The sequence below is a fragment of the Streptococcus sp. HMSC061D10 genome (assembly GCF_001808865.1).
GTDB lineage: Bacteria > Bacillota > Bacilli > Lactobacillales > Streptococcaceae > Streptococcus.
Window position 1 is genome coordinate 99262 of the sequence record NZ_KV795020.1, and the last position, 20211, is coordinate 119472.

At 40.5% G+C, this 20211-nt stretch carries 19 protein-coding genes; all 19 read right to left on the reverse strand.

Annotation, left to right across the window (positions count from 1 at the left end):
• Window positions 1-16 precede the first annotated feature (16 nt).
• Window positions 17-2233: a RelA/SpoT family protein gene (locus HMPREF2728_RS07155; RefSeq protein WP_075227480.1), complete on the reverse strand. Its 2217-nt coding sequence runs from the start codon at window positions 2231-2233 to the stop codon at window positions 17-19.
• 144 nt (window positions 2234-2377) lie between these two features.
• The gene (locus HMPREF2728_RS07160) at window positions 2378-3508 is read right to left on the reverse strand and encodes an ABC transporter ATP-binding protein (RefSeq protein ID WP_075227481.1); all 1131 of its coding nucleotides are present in this window, start codon (window positions 3506-3508) and stop codon (window positions 2378-2380) included.
• Between the two features lie 113 nt (window positions 3509-3621).
• The gene (locus HMPREF2728_RS07165; RefSeq protein WP_075227482.1) at window positions 3622-4491 is read right to left on the reverse strand and encodes a helix-turn-helix domain-containing protein; all 870 of its coding nucleotides are present in this window, start codon (window positions 4489-4491) and stop codon (window positions 3622-3624) included.
• A gap of 2 nt (window positions 4492-4493) precedes the next feature.
• Window positions 4494-4880: a Mini-ribonuclease 3 gene (locus tag HMPREF2728_RS07170; protein WP_045763483.1), complete on the reverse strand. Its 387-nt coding sequence runs from the start codon at window positions 4878-4880 to the stop codon at window positions 4494-4496.
• Complete coding sequence (gene cysS / locus HMPREF2728_RS07175; protein ID WP_070460268.1) at window positions 4873-6216, reverse strand: cysteine--tRNA ligase; 1344 nt, start codon at window positions 6214-6216, stop codon at window positions 4873-4875. Before cysS ends, HMPREF2728_RS07170 begins: the two co-directional genes overlap by 8 nt.
• A 228-nt stretch (window positions 6217-6444) precedes the next feature.
• Window positions 6445-7206, reverse strand: a complete 762-nt coding sequence (locus tag HMPREF2728_RS07180) for a nucleoside phosphorylase (protein WP_075227483.1) — start codon at window positions 7204-7206, stop codon at window positions 6445-6447.
• Window positions 7207-7209: 3 nt separating this feature from the next.
• Entirely contained in the window at window positions 7210-8076 is an 867-nt protein-coding gene (locus tag HMPREF2728_RS07185; protein ID WP_075227484.1) for a GNAT family N-acetyltransferase, read from the reverse strand.
• Between the two features lie 11 nt (window positions 8077-8087).
• Window positions 8088-8705 carry a serine O-acetyltransferase gene (gene cysE / locus HMPREF2728_RS07190; RefSeq protein WP_075227485.1) on the reverse strand — a complete coding sequence of 206 codons (618 nt, stop codon included), beginning with the start codon at window positions 8703-8705 and terminating at the stop codon, window positions 8088-8090.
• A 15-nt stretch (window positions 8706-8720) separates the two neighbouring features.
• Window positions 8721-10943 carry a polyribonucleotide nucleotidyltransferase gene (gene pnp / locus HMPREF2728_RS07195; protein ID WP_075227486.1) on the reverse strand — a complete coding sequence of 741 codons (2223 nt, stop codon included), beginning with the start codon at window positions 10941-10943 and terminating at the stop codon, window positions 8721-8723.
• A 449-nt stretch (window positions 10944-11392) separates the two neighbouring features.
• Window positions 11393-12259 (reverse strand): methylenetetrahydrofolate reductase [NAD(P)H], encoded by an 867-nt coding sequence (gene metF, locus HMPREF2728_RS07200; RefSeq protein WP_075227487.1) that lies wholly within the window; start codon window positions 12257-12259, stop codon window positions 11393-11395.
• 62 nt (window positions 12260-12321) lie between these two features.
• On the reverse strand, window positions 12322-14571 hold the full coding sequence (gene metE / locus HMPREF2728_RS07205; protein WP_075227488.1) for a 5-methyltetrahydropteroyltriglutamate--homocysteine S-methyltransferase: 2250 nt from the start codon (window positions 14569-14571) through the stop codon (window positions 12322-12324).
• Between the two features lie 258 nt (window positions 14572-14829).
• Window positions 14830-15123, reverse strand: coding sequence for a helix-turn-helix domain-containing protein (locus HMPREF2728_RS07210; RefSeq protein ID WP_000797748.1), 294 nt, complete (start codon window positions 15121-15123; stop codon window positions 14830-14832).
• Window positions 15113-15478: a type II toxin-antitoxin system RelE/ParE family toxin gene (locus HMPREF2728_RS07215; protein WP_075227489.1), complete on the reverse strand. Its 366-nt coding sequence runs from the start codon at window positions 15476-15478 to the stop codon at window positions 15113-15115. The genes HMPREF2728_RS07210 and HMPREF2728_RS07215 overlap by 11 nt, the downstream gene beginning before the upstream one ends.
• 144 nt (window positions 15479-15622) lie before the next feature.
• Window positions 15623-15988, reverse strand: coding sequence for a TIGR02328 family protein (locus HMPREF2728_RS07220; protein ID WP_075227490.1), 366 nt, complete (start codon window positions 15986-15988; stop codon window positions 15623-15625).
• Complete coding sequence (locus tag HMPREF2728_RS07225) at window positions 15972-16376, reverse strand: YbgA family protein (RefSeq protein ID WP_075227491.1); 405 nt, start codon at window positions 16374-16376, stop codon at window positions 15972-15974. Before HMPREF2728_RS07225 ends, HMPREF2728_RS07220 begins: the two co-directional genes overlap by 17 nt.
• Window positions 16377-16506: 130 nt before the next feature.
• Entirely contained in the window at window positions 16507-17592 is a 1086-nt protein-coding gene (locus HMPREF2728_RS07230) for a HigA family addiction module antitoxin (protein ID WP_075227492.1), read from the reverse strand.
• Entirely contained in the window at window positions 17585-17923 is a 339-nt protein-coding gene (locus tag HMPREF2728_RS07235) for a type II toxin-antitoxin system RelE/ParE family toxin (RefSeq protein ID WP_075227493.1), read from the reverse strand. The genes HMPREF2728_RS07230 and HMPREF2728_RS07235 overlap by 8 nt, the downstream gene beginning before the upstream one ends.
• A gap of 139 nt (window positions 17924-18062) precedes the next feature.
• A complete protein-coding gene (locus HMPREF2728_RS07240; RefSeq protein ID WP_075227494.1) occupies window positions 18063-18923 on the reverse strand; it encodes a hypothetical protein in 861 nt (286 codons plus the stop codon).
• Between the two features lie 5 nt (window positions 18924-18928).
• Complete coding sequence (locus HMPREF2728_RS07245; protein WP_083280568.1) at window positions 18929-20203, reverse strand: DUF262 domain-containing protein; 1275 nt, start codon at window positions 20201-20203, stop codon at window positions 18929-18931.
• Window positions 20204-20211: the final 8 nt, after the last annotated feature.

A 20211-nucleotide genomic window follows, 5' to 3' on the forward strand; every position in this document is an offset into this window, starting at 1 on the left:
ATGATATCAAGCCAACTTAACCATTGGTACGTTTAACCGAGTAGACTTCTGGTACACTCTTAATCTTATCAACCACGGTGGTCAGCATTGAAAGGTTTGAAATTCCAAAGGAAACATGGATATTAGCAAATTTCATATCCTTGGTTGGTTGAGCATTAACTGTTGAGATATTTTTAGTTGTATTTGATAAGACTTGCAAGATATCATTCAATAGACCAGAACGGTTGAGCCCGTAGATATCGATGTGAGCCATATATTCCTTGTTTGAGAATTGGTCTTCCCATTCAACATCGAGTAGACGTTGTTCGTAGTTTTCCTGCGAACGAAGATTCATACAGTCCACACGGTGGATGGCAACACCACGACCTTTGGTAATATAACCAACGATATCATCACCTGGAACAGGATTACAACATTTGGCAATCCGGATCAAGAGCCCAGAAGCACCTTGGATGACTACTCCACCCTCATGCTTAACCTTGAGGGTTTCTTTGTTTTCAACCTTGACTTCGCCACCCTTAACCAGTTCTTCAGCTTCTGCCTTAGCTTTGGCCCGCTCTTCTTCACGACGTTCCTTCTCAGTCAAACGGTTAAAGACAGTGATAGCTCCGATTTCTCCAAAACCAATCGCCGCAAATAGCGCTTCTTCAGTCTTGTAGCTGGTTTTTTGAAGGACTTCATCCATGTGACGTTTGTCCATAAATTTATTGGCCACATAGCCGTTTTCTTGAAGCTGACTAATCAGCAATTCACGACCTTTATTGATGGACAATTCTTTGTCTTGGTTTTTAAAAAACTGACGAATTTTGTTACGAGCCTTGCTGGTCTTAACCATATTGAGCCAGTCACGGCTTGGTCCAAATGAATTTGGATTGGTGATGATTTCAACCTGGTCACCCGTTTTTAACTTAGTCGTCAATGGAACCATGCGACCATTAACCTTGGCACCAGTCGCTTTTTCCCCAATCTTTGTATGAATTTCATAGGCAAAGTCAATCGGACCTGAATCTTTTGGAAGTGAACGAACCGCTCCATCTGGAGTAAAGACATAAATCTCCTCAGCCAGATAGTTTTCCTTGACAGTATCCACAAATTCCTTGGCATCATCTGCTTGATCTTGGAGTTCCATCATCTCCTTGATCCAGTTCATTCCAATAGCAGATTCCTTGCTATTAACCTGACCCTTGATTCCTTTTTTGTAAGCCCAGTGAGCCGCAACCCCGTACTCAGCAACCTCGTGCATCTCCTTAGTACGAATCTGGAACTCAATCGGCCCTTTTGGTCCATAAACAGTCGTATGGATAGACTGGTAACCATTGGCCTTACGATTGGCAATATAGTCCTTGAAACGTCCCGGCATTGGCTTCCAAAGCTCATGAACGTAACCTAACATCGCATAGACATCACTCTGAGTGTCTAGGATACAACGAATGGCAATCAGGTCATAGATCTCCTCAAAGCGTTTTTTCTTGTCCTGCATCTTGCGATAAATAGAGTAGATATGCTTTGGACGGCCATAGATTTTCCCTGTAAGATGGCGCTCAGAAGAGTATTCCTCAAGTTTCGTCACAACTTCATCGACCAAGGCTTCGCGTTCTTGACGTTTTTCCTTCATCATGTGACTAATCTTGTAAAATTCAGTTGGATTCAGATAGCGGAAAGAGAGGTCTTCTAGTTCCCACTTAACACTTGAAATCCCCAAACGGTGAGCAAGCGGTGCATAGATTTCCATGGTTTCTCTAGAAATACGCTCCTGCTTGTCCTTACGAAGATGTTTGAGGGTGCGCATATTGTGCAGACGGTCAGAGAGTTTGACCAAGATAACACGGATATCCTCTGACATGGCCATAAGCATCTTGCGGTGGTTTTCAGCCAGCTGCTCTTCGATAGACTTGTACTCAACCTTACCAAGTTTGGTAACACCGTCCACAATCACTCGAACATCATGGCCAAACTCACGCTCTAAGTCATCCAAGGTAGCTTCTGTGTCTTCTACCACGTCATGCAAAAAACCACAGGCAACTGTAACAGCATCCAGCTTGAGTTTAGCCAAAATACCTGCTACCTGAATCGGGTGGATAATGTAGGGCTCGCCTGATTTACGATACTGACCACTATGGCATTCTACAGCATAAACCAAGGCCTTATGGACAAAAGCCACATCTTCTTTCGATAAATATTTTTGTGTTAAAGCGACTACTTCATCGCCTGAATAAATTACTTCTTTGGGCATGCATACTCTCCAATTCTTCCTACCATTTTAACACTTTTTAGTGAATATGAAAACTAGAAAAGCCTCTTCTGTAAGAGTTTGCTAAACTTAATAAAAAAACACTACCAGAAAAACTCTAGTAGTGCTAATTGATACAAATCTATCTTAGTAAACTGTTCTTTCAGTTTCTACATCGAAGAAGTGAGCTTTGTTCAAGTCAAATCCAAGTTCAACTGTTGCACCAGCTTGCAAGTAGTCACGTGCGTCAACCTTAGCAACGAACTCATCTTTACCAACTTGGCAGTATAGGTGAGATTCTGAACCAAGCAATTCTGATACAGAGATTGTTGCTTTCACAACTGATTCTGGGAATGTTTCAAGGAAAGCAGGTTCTGCATTCACATCTTCTGGACGGATACCGAAGATCAATTCTTTACCATCGTAACCTTTTTCACGAAGAACTTTCAAAGCTCCTTCTGGAACTTTCAAGTTAAAGCCGTCAGCAACGATGTGGTCACCGTTCAATTTAACGTTGATAAAGTTCATAGCTGGACTTCCGATAAATCCTGCTACGAATTTGTTAACTGGGTTTTTGTAAACTTCTTGAGGAGTACCGATTTGTTCAACACGTCCGATAGTACCTGTACCAGCAGGGTTTTTAGTTGCTGACATGATAACGATACGGTCTGCAAGTGTCATCGCTTCTGTTTGGTCGTGAGTTACGTAGATAGTTGTAGCTCCGATACGACGGTGGATTTTAGCGATTTCAGCACGCATTGATACACGAAGTTTAGCATCCAAGTTTGACAAAGGTTCGTCCATCAAGAATACTTTGGCATCACGGACGATTGCACGACCCATGGCAACACGTTGACGTTGACCACCAGAAAGGTCAGCTGGTTTACGATCCAAGAATTCTTTCAAACCAAGAATTTCTGCTGCTTCTTGTACACGTTTGTCAATGTCTTCTTTACTGTATTTACGCAATTTCAAACCGAAGGCCATGTTATCGTATACAGTCATGTGTGGGTAAAGAGCGTAGTTTTGGAACACCATGGCGATATCACGGTCTTTTGGAGCTACGTCGTTGACAACCACGCCATCGATAGATGCAGTACCTTCTGTGATGTCTTCAAGACCAGCAATCATACGAAGAGTAGTTGATTTACCACATCCTGAAGGGCCTACGAAAACGATAAACTCTTTGTCTTTGATGTTCAAGTTGAAATCTTCAACTGAATAGTGTTCGCTGTTTGGATATTTTTTGTAAATATTTTTAAGATTTAATTCTACCATTGTGGAGAACTCCTTTTGTCATTTGATAGTTTTATTATAGATGAAAACGCTTAACTAATCTATGGCAAGGTGACCAAAAAAATAAAAAAGTTCTGTGCAACTTGCACAAAACTTTATATTATATCTGGTAAAATTAACTGATAACACAAGGTGAGGTCAGTCAATTCTTTCAACTGAAGACCGGTCAATTCTTCCCATTTATCAATCTTATATTGGAGAGAATTACGGTGCAAATACAACTGCTGAGCTGTTTTTGTCAGGACTGCACTGTTTTCCCACAGTGAAAGGATGATTTCCTGAATCTGATCTTGATCTAGAATTTGCTGACGGAGATAGTCCTTGATCAGTCTAAGATCAACCTGTCTTTCGCCCAAACTCCAAAGATAAAGTTGAGAAAAAGTATGGAAACCTTGATGCCCTTGTCGCCACCAGTTTTTGAACAAGTCACGTTCTGCTTTGATGAGATCTGGCAGAGCCTGATGTCCTGTCTGTGACCAGACCTGTCCTAGCATGATGGATAAGCGAACCCCAAAATCGTATTCTACGGCTTCCAAGGTATCCATCAAGATAGAGCGAACAGAGGTGTATTTATCCTGTTGGAGAACAAAAATGTAATCCTGCGCTCCCACCTGAAGCACTGTTTGACAATTTGGAAAGAGGGTTCCCATCATCTCTAACCAAGACGTCAAATTCTCCTGTTGGAAATAGGAGAGGTGACAATAAACAAGCTGCAACTTTTTAAAGTTTTGCGGTGCCTGTCCCTTACCTTCGACCAGATAAGTATACCAAGGATTGAGGGAAATGGTTTGCTCCTGTTTGGTTAAGAGAGCTACCAGCTGTTTTTCACGCTCGCTAAGACTAGCTTCCTCAAGCAAAAGCCACTGATAATTTGACAGAGGTAGACTTAGATAACCCTCTTTATCAACTGGCTGATCTAAGATTTTACCGTCAGGAAACCAATCCAGTAGTTCTTTTGCAATCATCTCTAGCCCTCCACTTTTTGGATGCACCAAGAAATCAAGGTTTCGAGGCGCTCCACATTTTCAGTCATATGAAGATAGCCCATGACCGCTTCAAAACCCGTGGACATACGGTAGGTTACCACATCCGCATTCTTAGCCTTGGTATGACTGTTGGTATTGCGGCCCCGTTTATAGATTTCTTCCTCTTTTTCCGTTAGGACTTCTTCTTCCAGCATGAGGGAAATCAAGTGTGCCTGAGCCTTGGCCGACACATACTTGGTTGCCTCTTGGTGGAGTTTATTGGGTTTGGTCATGCCTTTGAGAATGAGATGGCGACGGATATACATAGAATAAACCGCATCTCCTTCAAAGGCTAGAGCAATCCCGTTAATGAGATTGACATCAATCACGTGTCCACCTCACTCCATCCTTGGTATCAAGCAATTTAATCCCTTGTGCAGCTAGTTGGTCACGAATTTGGTCAGCTGTTGCAAAGTCTTTATTTGCACGTGCTTCTTGACGTTTTTGGATCAAGGCTTCAATCTCTTCATCCAAAACTTCCTCAACAAAGACCACTCCAAAGACTTCCAACATGGCAGCAAGAGTTTCCTTGACAGCCGCATCATAGTTTCCTGAGTTGATCCACTTGGCCATTTCAAAGACAACGGTGATTCCGTTAGCTGTATTGAAATCTTCATCCATGGCAGCTACAAACTTATCTTTAAAAGCTTGCAACTCCCCCGCATCTACAGTTCCAGTAAATGGTTGCTCGTAGGTGTTCTTCAAATACTTGAGATTGGTCTCTGCATCTCGCACTGCTTTTTCCGTAAAGTTGATTGGCTTACGATAGTGCTGGGTCGCAAAGAAGAAACGCAACACTTGACCATCGATAGTTTTGAGAGCATCGTGTACCGTAATGAAGTTCCCCAAAGACTTAGACATCTTGACATTGTCGATATTGACAAAACCATTGTGCATCCAGTAGTTGGCAAAGGTCTTGCCTGTTTTAGCTTCAGACTGGGCAATTTCGTTGGTATGGTGAGGAAACTCAAGGTCAGCTCCACCACCGTGAATATCGATGGTATCACCCAAAATCTCCGTTGACATGACCGAACATTCGATATGCCAGCCTGGACGTCCAGGTCCCCAAGGACTGTCCCAAGAAATCTCACCTGGTTTAGCAGATTTCCAAAGAGCAAAGTCTACAGGGTTTTCCTTGCGAACTGTTTCCTCATCTGTACGACCTGAAGCACCTAGTTCCAAGTCTTCTAGTGTTTTATTAGCTAACTTAGCATAGTTATGAGATTTTTCCACACGGAAATAGACATCTCCTTGACTCTCATAAGCATAGCCCTTTTCAATCAAATCAACAACAAAACGAATAATATCATCCATAAACTCGACTACACGAGGATGACGAGTTGCAGGCTTCACGCCTAAAGCCGTCACGTCCTCACGAAAGGCAGCAATGTACTTGTCCGCTACTTCTTGAGGTGTGATGCCTTCTTCCTTGGCTCGGTTGATAATCTTGTCATCTACATCGGTAAAGTTGGAAATGTAGGCAACCTCATAACCACGGTACTCAAAGTAGCGACGAATGGTATCGAAGGCTACTGTCGAGCGGGCATTCCCTACGTGAATGTAGTTGTATACAGTTGGCCCACAGACATACATGAGAACCTCTCCCTTTGTAATCGGGACAAATTCTCGTAAATCACGAGACATGGTGTCATAGATTTTAATCATAAAATAATAGTCAGGAAAGCTAAAATTCATAAACAGATATTTTCATAACTAACTGTTCAACTAAATTTTAGTCCGATTGCCTGTCACAAATCGGATTTCCTTGCTCCTTTCTAAACATAAAAGAAGAATACAGTAAAAAGATGAAGGGAGTCACTACGGAAGTTTTATTGCTATGTTTTCCGTTAGGCTCCCTTCCTCTCTTGTTTCGAATTTATCGTAAAGACTAGTCTAAACTAACTCTTGAGCAATAACTAGGGCTATCTCAAAGAAAGTCATAGCATCCGCTTTTCTATCCTCGCGTCTAGCATCCCATTCGTGATTTTGATGGTCGACATAGTCAGCTGTGTAGAAAAACTGATAGACATTGGCTAGTCGATATTGGGCCCAGGCCATGATAGCTGAAGCTTCCATATCTACAACTCTAGCTCCTGCTGCTAGTCTTCGTTTGACTTTAGCAGCTGTCTCACGATAGAAGGCATCTGTGGTCCAAGACTTTGTTCGAATATGCTCAATGCCAGCTTTATCCAAGGCTTTTTCCATAGTTAAGAGTAAAGATTGCTCATAGACTATTTCATCACTTGCTGGAGCATAGTGATAACTAGTACCTTCATCACGTAAAGCCGAGCTTGGTAGGATAATCTTATCTGCTTGAATAGACTGGTCTAGAACTCCGCAAGATCCTAAAACGATAAAGTTCTTAAATCCTCTTGCTTTGAGTTCTTCTAAGAGTCCAACAACCATTGGAGCTCCAATAAGAGCCATAGAAACTGCTACCTTACTCCCATCTTTTTCATAGATATACCATGGCAGTTTGCCATTTAGATTGGTAAGATAACCACCTTCGTAGACACCATCTATCTGCTTTACTCGTTCAAGGATTTCTCCATTAAAAGACAAGATAATGGTATCACAGATTTCTCCACCACTAAGGAGGCTTCGATTAGTTGGCTCTATAACAGCAGGCACATTTTCAAATTCTTCTAATAGCATTTATTACTCTTTCGCATTCAGATAAACCACCTGGGTCTGTTTAACAAAGCCAATCTTTTCATACAAACGTTTGGCTCCTACATTGCTATCTTCCACGGCAATCTGAAACTCCTTGTCATTTTGCTCAATCAGTTTGTTGACAAGGGATTTTGCTAGATAGCTTCCGTAGCCTTTTCCACGTTCAGGTTCCGATATTGCTAAACCGTAGAAGTAATTCGTATCGCTTGATAAATCAACCGTGCAAGTTCCAATAACCTGACCGTCTTTTAATAAAATATATAAGCGACTTTCTGGATCTTTCAGAGCTTCAGCGACATATCTATCCACAACTTCTCTAGATTCATGTTCCTCTGAAAATGCCTGAAATTTTAACTGACTAATTTGATCCTGATACGAACAATCTGCTAACAAAACTTCAAGATTGGAAAGTTTTGCTAACGGATAAGGTCTTCTATCCTTACCTAACCAAGTTTCTGTCTCTTCATCCTCGACCAGTCCCCAGTTGTTGACAAAATCAGGGTAACGGTCTAGAAAGACACGCTCTGTCTGAAAAGTAACTGAACGAATAGGAAAAGAAGCTGTTTCTCTCTCAAAACCAGTAAACAATGCACGCGCAATTCCTTGACGACGATGACCTGGATGAACCAGTATCGTCACTTCCACATCTTGGTCATCTGCATAGACGGTTAATAGGCCAACAAGTTCGCCTTTTTCGTAATAAAGGAAAAAGGCGGGCATGTTTGGGTCAAAATTAAGCATGTTAGAGAGATAGGGATCACGATAGGTACCGTCATAGTTTTGGCAACAGTTAATTAGTTTTTTCGCCTCAGATAACTCCTCTTGGCTTAACTTGTTTCTTGCTTGAATCATATAGGTATCCTCTACAAACCAGACGAACTGTGACTGGCATCTCTCGCCTGCTCAAGTTTATTGACGTAGTATTCCCGTTTTACTTCAACTTCGTGAATGGTTGGTTCATCCTTTTGCCCATGCACTCGGACAATCTTGGCAGGAATACCGACAACCGTTACATCACTAGGAACATCTGCTACGACAACCGCTGCAGCACCGACTTTGGCATTTTCACCGATTTCTACAGGTCCAATGACTTGAGCATGAGCAGAGATGAGAGCTCCTTTACGAACGGTCGGATGGCGTTTGCCAACATCCTTCCCTGTCCCTCCAAGAGTTACCCCGTGGTAGAGAAGAACCCCTTTTTCAACGATAGCCGTCTCCCCAATTACAAGACCTGAACCATGGTCGATAAAGACACCTGATTCAATCTGAGCTCCAGGGTGAATCTCAATCTGAGTCCAAAAACGCCAAAACTGGCTGTGCACGCGAGCTAAAAGCTTAAAGCCATGTTTCCAGAGAAAATGAGAGAGACGGTGGGCAGCCAAGGCTTTGACACCAGGATAGGTCAAAAGAACCTCCAAAGTGGTGCGAGCCGCTGGATCATTTTCTTTTACGATATCAATGGTTTCACGCCACCATCCCATACAATTCTCCTTTTCTTATTCTGAGTCTTTTGGTGTTTCTGTAGTTTCTTTCTTAGGTTTGTGGTCCTTGTGGTGGTGACGAGGACGATCGCCATGACGATGACCTTTATCCCCTTTTTCTTCTGAACGTTCAGGTTTTGGTGGACGTGGCAAGAGTGCCTTCATAGAAGCATCTACACGACCTTTTTCATCGATCTTGATAATCTTCACATCTACAAAATCACCAATTTGAACTAAATCTTCTACATTATTAGTACGAGTCCAAGCCATTTCAGAGATGTGTACGAGGGCATCTGTCTTGTCAAAGAGGTTGACAAAGGCACCAAATTTCTCGATCCGAACCACTTTGGCATGGTAGACTTCATCCACTTTTGCTTCACGAACCAAACCAGCAATGATTTCTTTGGCACGGTTAATGGCAGCTTGGTCGCTCGAGTAGATAGACACGTTTCCTTCTTCGTCGATATCAATCTTAACGCCTGTTTCAGCGATGATCTTATCGATGGTTTCTCCACCCTTACCGATGACAATCTTAATCTTGTCCACATCAATCTTAATAGTATCAATTTTCGGTGCAGTTGGAGCCAATTCTGGACGAACTTCTGGAATCGTTGCTTCAATGACATCAAGGATTTCAAAACGAGCTTTCTTGGCTTGAGCAAGAGCTTCAGTCAAGATTTCTGCAGTAATCCCTTGAATTTTGATATCCATTTGAAGGGCTGTAATCCCGTCACGAGTACCTGCAACCTTAAAGTCCATGTCTCCAAAGTGGTCTTCCAAACCTTGAATATCTGTCAATACGGTGTAGTTGTTTCCATCTGAAATCAGACCCATGGCAATACCTGCTACTGGTGCCTTGATTGGCACACCACCAGCCATAAGGGCAAGAGTACCCGCACAGATAGATGCTTGAGATGAAGAACCATTTGATTCCAAGACTTCTGCTACCAAACGGATAGCGTATGGGAATTCTTCCAAGCTTGGCAATACTTGAGCAAGAGCACGCTCACCGAGAGCACCGTGACCAATTTCACGACGACCAGGCGCACCATAACGTCCAGTTTCACCAACAGAGTATTGTGGGAAGTTATAGTGGTGCATGAAGCGTTTCTTGTACTCTGGATCCAAACCATCGATGATTTGCGTTTCACCCATTGGCGCCAAAGTCAAGATAGAAAGAGCCTGAGTTTGTCCACGAGTAAAGAGACCTGAACCATGTACGCGAGGAAGGTAGTCCACTTGTGCATCCAAAGGACGGATTTCATCGACCTTACGGCCGTCAGGACGAACCTTGTCTTCTGTGATCAAACGGCGCACTTCTGCATGTTCCATTTGTTCCAAGATTTCAGCCACATCACGCATGATACGGTCAAATTCTTCGTGGTCTGCATATTTTTCTTCGTAAACTGCTGTGACTTGGTCTTTAACTGCTTGAGTTGCAGCTTCACGCGCCAATTTTTCTTCAACTTGAACAGCTTTTTGAAGGTCGCTGTTGTAGGCTGCGATGATTTCAGCTTGCAATTCAGCATCTACATGAAGCAATTCTACTTCTGCTTTTTCTTTTCCGACTGCCGCAACGATTTCTTCTTGGAAGGCAATCAATTCTTTAACGGCTTCGTGTCCTTTAAGAAGGGCTTCCAACATGATTTCTTCTGACAATTCTTTGGCACCAGACTCTACCATGTTAATAGCGTGCTTGGTACCAGCTACTGTCAATTCAAGAAGCGATTGCTCTGCTTGTTCTTGACTTGGGTTGATGACGATCTGGCCATCCACATAACCCACTTGTACCCCAGCGATTGGTCCGTCAAATGGAATATCTGAGATTGACAAGGCTAATGATGAACCAAACATGGCTGCCATTGGTGCAGATGCATTTTCATCGTAAGAAAGGACTGTGTTGATCACTTGCACTTCGTTACGGAAACCTTCCGCAAACATTGGACGGATTGGACGGTCAATCAAACGCGCTGTCAAGGTCGCATCTGTTGAAGGACGTCCTTCACGTTTCATAAAGCCACCAGGAAACTTCCCAGCCGCATACATTTTTTCTTCGTAGTTGACTTGAAGCGGGAAGAAATCCCCAGTTGCCATCTTCTTAGACATAACAGCAGCAGTCAAGACAGTTGACTCACCATAACGCACGACAACAGAGCCATTTGCTTGCTTAGCAACCTGACCAGTCTCTACAATCAACTCACGACCCGCAAAAGTCGTTTGAAACACATGTTTTGTCATTTTAATCCCCTTTGGATTGATAATATTATACGCCTTGCCTACAAAGATCAAGATACAAAGCCGTTAAGCAACTCAAAGGAAAATAGGAAATCGGACGACGGAGCGACTGCTCCTAGGCAGATTTATCTTTTTCCACAGAGTTGTAGGCGTGTTCAATTCTCAAGATACAAATCATTAGAAAGGTTTGATGCTAAAGCATCTAAGCCTTTCACGCTAATCGCTATCATGCGATTAGCTAAATGCTTTACTAACTCCCTCGTCAAATAATATCGATTTAACTCGCTCGTGTCGCTAAACCTTGCAGTTTGAATGCATTGTATTATTTAATACCCTCATCTTTGTATCAAGTACGTACAGAGTCTATTTTATCATATTTTTCTTAAAAAGTGCTGTCTTTTCTATTAAAAAGGAACCATTCCTCTAGGAAAAGAAGAATGGTTTGCTTTTTATTATCCTAAAGATTGGTGATTAAACAAGGCATGGGTTGCTTGGTGAATGTACTGAGCAGTATCTGCATTGTTCATGGTGTAGAGATGCACGCCTGCTACATCTTGCGTTACCAAGTCCACGATTTGGTCCACGGCATAGGCAAGTCCTGCTGCTCTGAGTGACTCAGGGTCATTCTCATACTTGTCTAAGATAGCTTTAAACTTACGTGGGAGATGGATATTCTCACAAGTCTTCAAGAGACGAAGCGCTTGGTTACGATTCAGGATTGGCATAATTCCAGCATGGATAGGAACATCAATCCCTGCCAAGGTACATTTATCTTGAAAATCGTAGAATCGCTCATTATCAAAGAAAAGCTGAGTGACAAGACTTGAACAGCCTGCATCTACTTTTCTTTTCAGATTTTGAATATCTGAGATTTGGTTTGGTGAATCAGGGTGCCCTTCTGGGTAACAAGCGCCAATAATTTCAAAGTGTGGCGCCTGCTCCTTGATGAATTCAATCAGATCTGTCGCATAACGGAAGTCCTTTTGTGGTTCAACATCTGGAATGAGATCGCCACGAAGAGCCAAGATTTTCTGTACCCCAACCTTATCCAAATCTGCAATGGTCTCAGCCACCTTATCCTTAGTCAGATAGATAGCTGGCAAGTGAGCAATGGTCGGAATCTCCAAGTCATTTTGGATATAGTCTGCCAAACGAACCGTCGTCTCTTTGATATTAAATTTATTATTGCTGGCAGTCACACTGATAAAGTGTGGGGCCAAATCCTGCATATCTTTCAGGGCCGCAATAATTTTGTCATTGCCTACTGCTGGGTTTGGAGGGAAAACTTCAAATGAGAGGGACGGTGTTTGACGTGACATATGTATAAACCTTTTCTAGTTGATTTCTTACTGATCCACCATGTATGGAGAACTGTCTTTTCTTACAATTTCTCACGCGCAGCTTTCGCAGCTTCTACAAGGCGGATCAAGCTTTCTTTCGTTTCTGGAATACCACGTGTTTTCAAACCACAGTCAGGGTTGATCCAAACTTTTCTGCTTGGTACTTTAGCAAGGATTGCTTCGATTGTGTGGTCGATTTCGCCTTCGTTAGGCACACGAGGTGAGTGGATATCGTAAACCCCAGGTCCAACTTCTGTTTGGAAGTTTTTCGCTTTGAGTTCGTCTAAGATTTCAAGGTTTGAACGGCTAGCTTCAAATGAGATAACGTCTGCATCCAAGTTGTCGATAGCTGGGATGATATCTGTAAATTCTGAGTAACACATGTGAGTGTGGATTTGTGTGTCTGGTGCCACTGTTGAGTGTACCAAACGGAAGGCTGGAATAGCCCAGTCAAGGTAGTCTTCGTACCAGTCGCTACGACGAAGTGGCAATTTCTCACGAAGAGCAGCCTCGTCGATTTGGATGATTTTCACGCCTGCAGCTTCAAGGTCAAGAACTTCATCCTTGATAGCAAGAGCGATTTGAAGAGTAGAATCCTTGATAGAGATGTCTTCACGTGGGAATGACCAGTTAAGAATTGTAACAGGTCCAGTCAACATACCTTTAACAGGTTTGTCCGTACGGCTTTGTGCGTAGCTAGACCATTTCACAGTGATTGGGTTAAGACGAGTCACATCACCCCAGATGATTGGTGGTTTAACCCCACGCATACCGTATGATTGTACCCAACCGTTTTTAGAGAAGAGGTAACCTGACAAGTTTTGACCGAAGTACTCAACCATGTCATTACGCTCGAATTCACCGTGTACAAGCACGTCAAATCCAACTTCTTCTTGCCATTTGATCCATTCGTCGATGGTTTCAGCAAGGAAGGCATCGTATTCTTCTTGTGACAATTCACCCTTACGGAAGGCCAAACGTTTAGCACGAACTTCCTTAGTTTGAGGGAATGAACCGATTGTTGTTGTTGGAAGAGCTGGAAGTTTGAATGCTTCTTCTTGAATTGCTTCACGTTCTGCAAAGGCTGGCAAACGAGTGTAGTCTGCGTCAGTCAATCCAGCGATACGCGCACGAAGTTCCGCATTTTCACCAACACGTTCAGTCGCAAAGAGTTCTTTATTAGCTGCAAGAACTTCTGCACCTTGACCGTTGCGGATAGCATCCAAGTCACGGATCTCATCCAATTTTTCAACTGCAAAAGCAAAGTGGTTCAAGATAGCTGGTTCAAAGTCTTCATTTGCTGTTGTAAATGGCACATGAAGAAGTGAACATGAGCTTGTCAAAACGATGTTTTCAGCTGGGATTTGCTCAAGAATCGCCAAGCTCTTTTCGTAGTTGTTGCGCCAGATGTTCTTACCATTGACAATACCTGCATAAAGAGTCTTGTCAGCTGGGAAGCCACCTTTAACGAGTTCAAGAGTTTTCTTACCTTCAACGAAGTCAAGACCAATTGCATCTACTGGCAATTTCACAAGGTCAGCGTAAACGTCACGAACGTCACCGAAGTAAGTTTGAAGCAAGACTTCAAGACCTTTTTTGTCAGCCAATAGTTTGTTGTAGAGGTTCAAGAAGAGAGCTTTTTCTTCTTCTGTCAAATCTTTGACAAGAGCAGCTTCGTCGAGTTGGATACGAGTTGCACCAAGTTCAGCCAATTTCGCAAAAACATCTTGGTAAGCAGCCACTAAGCTATCTACGAAGTCTTCTGCTTTCACACCTTCTTCAAAGTCTGACAATTGAAGGAAAGTGAATGGTCCTACAAGGACAGGACGAGTGTTAAGACCAAGTTCTTTAGCTTCTTGGAACTCATCAAAGATCTTGTGACCAGCCAATTTTACTTGAGTGTCTTTTTCAAATTTAGGAACGATGTAGTGGTAGTTAGTGTTGAACCATTTCTTCATTGGAAGGGCACGAACATCCCCTTTTTCTCCTTGGTAACCACGTCCCAAAGCAAAGTAGCGTTCAAGGTCAGACAAGTCCAAGTTTTGTACTGAAGCAGGAACTACGTTGAAAAGGAAAGCTGCATCTAGGAAGTTGTCATAGTGAGAAAAGTCATTTGATGGGATTTCAGAAATGCCTTTTTCTTTGACGATGTTCCAGTGTTTTGCACGCAATTCTTTAGCCGCAGCCAAGAGTTCTTCTTCTGAGATTTCTTTTCTAAAGTATTTTTCAGTTGTAAATTTTAATTCGCGGAATTCACCCAAACGAGGGAAACCGATAATTGTAGTTGACATGTTTTGTCCTCCAAAAATTGTTGTTGAAACTATCTTAACAGAAAAGAAATCATCTGTATAATTGTAAAAAATTAGGCTTTGATATAGTTTGAAACTATATCACTTTTTAAAGCACAAAAAAAGATTTGGAGAAGATTCCCCAAATCCTTGATAGACAATGGTTAATAGATTTTCAAGATAGCCATGTTCATAGTCAAACTTGATTAAACCGAGAGTTGCCTATGGCTTGTTATTAGAAAAGACTATAGGTCAGTTTAATCAACTTTTTTCCTGTTCAAGTGGAACGACTGCTAGTGTCTTTCCTAAACTGGCTAAAACTTTTAAGACCGTATCCAACTGAGGGCTCGTCTTTCCTGTTTCCATCCTAGCTATGACAGGCTGGCTCACTCCACTAAGTTCTTCTAGCTTTTTCTGACTAATTCCTTGCTCATGTCTAGCCTCAATCAACTCACTCATGATAGCCACTCGCATATCACTTTCAAGGATTTCCTCCTTGGTAAAGAGTTGAGACCGGACATCCTTCCAATTACTCCCAATGGCACTATTTTTCATCACTTAACCCTCTTTCTTTTAAGTCCTTCAGTTCACGCTTGGCTTTTTCAATTTCTCTTCTAGGAGTCTTTTGAGTCTTTTTGACAAAATGATGTAAGAGAACAAAGCTCCCATCAATCCAAGCTACAAATAAAATCCTGTCCCTAAGAGGTCTTAATTCCCATATCTCATCTTCTAAATGTTTAATATAGGGTTCACCAGCTCTAGTCCCATGTTGACTCAACAACTCAATATAGTCGTTTAGTTTATTGAGTTTAATACGACTATCCTTACTTTTCTGACTAGCCAATTCTCTCATATAATCCAAAACTGGCTCGTTTCCATTTTTGTCCTTATAGAAGTAAATCGTATGCACCAACAACCTCTTTCTAATTTAATTATAACTCAAAAGTTATTAAAAGTAAATCCAAATACTTATAAAAAGAAGACCTTAGAATCATTCTAAAGGTCTCATTTTTATTATTCGAAAATTTTACGAAAAGAGTTATAATCCTTATTATCACTCCAGTTCTATCCCCTTTTCACGGAGATTAGCCAGACACTCCTCATAGTAGGCAGCGTCATGTTCGCTATAGATAGGACTTTGCAATTTCTCCTCTGTTAAGTCTTCATAGGAAGGACAGGTCTTGCCACGGTAGTTCTTGTCTAGCCACTCTGGACTGACATTGTAGCCACGGCTAGCCATCTCCTCCATGATCAAACGATGATAGGCATAGAGACGATAGGGCGAGTAGGTAAAGACATAGTCAACCGTCGCATGCTTTCTGCCCCAGCCATTGCCACGAAGGGCACAGCACTCTCGATGTTGCCCCAAGAGCTGAGGACGGGGAAGTTGTGAAATCAAAGTCTCATGCCAAAGTCTCATGGGAGTCTCCTTTCAACAAGGTCGAATGTTGCAAGTAGGTATTTGGATAGCGTTCAAGCAAATCTCTGGTCTCAGCAATCAAGTCCTCCTTGGAAGCTTGACTAAAGCGATAGCGATCCAGCAAGAGCATATAGTCTCTGCGCTCATCAAGGCTGGCTTGCTTTTTAAAATAGCCCCAAATATGCTGGAAGGCATTGCAAACCTGACCCCTATGTTCTGGAAGCTGGCAGGCACGGTCAATCATCTCTTGAACCTGACTCAGCTCCACCACTTCTTGCTTGAGATACTGGCGAATATCCTTGTAAATATTACTAGAATGGCTTAAAACAAGGTATTTATTTTCCGCCCAGAGTTGCTGACAAAGGGCACGTTGGTTGTTGTTTTCCATATTTCTCCTTAACTTCTATTAGTTCCCAGGAAATATGGAAACAAAGTTGTATTTTAAAAATAAGCGAATAAATGATTTCACATGACTGACTGTATGAATCTTTTTTCTTCTTCTAAAAATTTCCTGACTCTTAGGAAACAAAGTAATAATTCTCTTTTAGTTCTCGGAAACGGTCAAAACTGAGAATGCCCTCATTTTGTAATCTGCCTAAAACGACGCTAGGATGAATGTCGATTTCTTCTGCAAAATCTAGAATATCCGACTTATCAAAATTTCCTTTTTTGACAAAAGCTTGATAATCTTCCGGTCTAATCAAGAAATCTTTTGCAAACTGATCTGCTCGTTCCTCAGAACGTCGGTAGGATTCACTATTTCCGTCATCAGATGAAAAATCGTTCTCCAAAATGTGCCCAATCTCATGAAAAAGTGAGAACCAGAAAATGTCTGACACTTTGTTTCTATCCGTAAGTAAAAGCAAGGCACTACCATTACTGAATTTTTTAGTCGCCCCATTCAGATTAGCATTTGGCAAAGCAGGTAGACCGACTAGGACAACACCACAATCTAGCAAGATATCATATAAGCGTTGAGGAAAGACTTCTAGGTCTTGTCTGGTCAACTTTCTCAACGCAGGCAGGCTTCTCTCTAGCTTTCTGCGGTTGAGCTTAGTAGTTGTTGTATCACGTGCTTTTTTTGATGCCAATTCCAGCATGATATTGGAGTTGACTATGCTTTTAGTTGTAAACTCACGCGTATTACGATAGCTGACTAGATGATTAAAGGATGTAAGATTTTCTAAACTTGCCACACCTAGAATCTTGCGAAGCTCGACAATCTTTTCTTTCAATGTATAGCGTTTATCTGGAAGGTAGCCTTCTGCCTTAAAATACTTGAAATCAATCATCTCGCAGATTTCCTTCTCGCGACCTTCTTCTAGCTCTTTTTGTTCTACAATCTCTGCCACTTTTACATCGTAAGCATTCTGAAGATTGAGCCAAGTTTGCATGGAAACCCCGCTTAGCTTGGCAAGCTTATGTGCCGTTTCTTTACTGATGGACTCCTCAGCATTGACCAGCTTGCTGACAGTCTTTGCTGAAACTCCTAAGCGCTCCGCAAATTCTTTCTGAGTTACGTTATAATCTTCAATCAACTCTTCAACATACTGACCTGGATGAAAAGCAATCAGGTCTTTGTATTCAACAATTTTATTACTCATAGTGATTGCTGACCTCCTCTATTTTTAGGATTTCGATTTCAATGGGACTGGAAAATATCTTTTCTACATCCTCTTCACGAAAACCGACAATCAACCGATAGGAACTCCTTCGACCATCTATATCCAAAGCAAACTGTCCCTGTCTCTTTCCCTTGAGTTGGTGAAAGTGATACTTAGGAAAAGCCGTCACACTAGCCAAAGAATCCGCTGCTTCCAAAAAGGTAATCAACTGATGCAACTTTACAGCAACCTTATCCGAAAAATCCTTTTTCGCTCGCCTTAGCTCTGTGCACTGCTTTTCAACAGTTTTGTTTGTATAGATAAGCTTCATATATCCCTTTCCGTTATAATTAAATTACCTTTTAGGTAATTTAATTATAACATGTTTAGACAATAAAAACCAGCCAAAAGTTGATTTGGCTGGGATTGTTTTAACAACAAATTCTAAGAGTTCAAAAATTCTCTTGACTCTATTTACTCATTTTTCTTAAAACAAATTTAATTTCTTCTAATCTAGCTTTTAAAGTATTCTTTGATAACCTCAAATCTAAAGTTTGATATTTTTTAGACTGTTCAAAAATTTCATTATAAACACTTGAAGTACATTCTAACTGACTTTGATAATTCATGATACTTTTTAAATTGTTCTTAAAATCTTTCAATTTATTTTTATAACATGGAGAACGAATATTAAGTTTATCCAACTGGCTTTTCATCTTATCAGAATCTAGTATAAGTTTTTGTAACGACAGCCTTGATTCTAAATTGCTTTCAATATTAATAAATTCGTTTAATAAAAAATCTAAACTAGGTAAAGATCTTTCAACATATTCTGAAATACTAAAATCAGGCTTAATACTATTATGAGCATATTTATGCCTTGCTTTTATTAACGAATCATGTATCTCAGTGAAATCACCATCAGTGTTAAAAAACAAGAAAATTAATTTTTTGTCATTAGTCTGAATATACTTATCTAAAACATCTTTTTTTATGTGTTCAAACCGCGAACTAGGGCTGTATTTATTTCTACGGAAACTATTTTTCAAAAATTTCTCTAAATGCTTATTATCATTTGAGGACTCAACAGTCAAAATTGAAAAAACTAATTCTTTTACTAGTTGTTCTGAAAAAGTATAGTATTCAATCATCAAATTTAATTCACTCGATTCATATATAGTCTTCAAATCTGTATAGTCAATTTCAATTTCTTTTGCAAAATTCCGATGTTTCTCTGGATCATCTGCAAGACTTCCATCTATTTTCTGTACTCTCTCCAGTGTTTCCTTTAATCTTAATAAACGATTTTTAAATTCATTATAATCAATCATTATATTTACTTTTCTAGCATTCCTTCAAAAATCTCAAATCTCTTTTTAATTGATGATACACTCCCAGTACTTGTAGAAAATGGATTATGCGATTCATCTAATAGATAACCATCGAATAACTGTCCCATATGATTGATATACCTCTCATTAAAATTATTAGGAAGTTTATATCCACCAAATACCATAACCCCTAACAGAGATTCCAAAATACCAAAATTTAGAATACCTTCAATATCTCGATTCGCGTTCACTCTTCTAAATAATTTTTTTGCTTCGAAAAATTCTAACAACTGATCTAAGGAACTAAATAATTTGCTAATTACTTCTTCTGAAATACTTTCTGATTTCTTTTGTTCCCCATATTCATCTAGTATATTTTTAATACCTTGTTTGCTAGATTTAAATTTTCCGTAGTATATATCTGACATTGCAAGAATTCTAAGGAACGCTTCTACATGAAGATCTTTTTTAATCTGAGTTGAAGTAAACAATGATAGGTAATTTTCTGATTGACTTGCAGCTCTATACAATGACTCTATAAATGGACCATAAGCTAACGACTTTCTTATTTGCATGCCATTTAATTTTTCTGAACCAGTATTAATTCTTTCAAAAATTAAATATTTTGAACTAAAATCACCTGGGTTCAGCTGTTTAAACTCTACTAGAGATATAGTACTTCTACGAATTTTTCGTTGGTACTCCTCTGGTAGTTCCTTAAAGGATTTTCCAGCAATTTCAGGAAAAACATTCTTTCTTGATAATCGACTTGTTATATTTTTTTTATCGCTTTTAAGACCTGTCCATGGGTGCCCCTCTATAAAGTTATATAATGTAGTTAAACGTTGATAACCATCAATAATCTCGTATCTATTATCATCTACCTCCAAAAGGAAAAGAGGGGGTATGGGAAGACCTAGTATAATCGATTCAATCAGCCTAGAACTCTTAAGCGATGTCCAAACAAACTTCCTTTGCATTTCAGGTTTCTCAATTTCATTATGTTTGAACATATCAACTAGTTCACCAAATGAACGATTACTTACCCAGTGCTTTATTCTAAATCCTTCAGGAACAACATCTTGTTCCTCATCATCTAAATCAGCAAAAGCTTCTTCTACATCTTCTAAAATTTCATCTGAAATTTCTAAGCCATTACTTTTAACTTGACTGTAAAAATCATCTACACTAGAAGCATTAATTGAGCCGTCATAGCCCTCTAATTCCTCTGTATTTACTGCAGTAATTTCATTGTCTGCAAAAAAATAAAAGAAAAACATAAGCACTC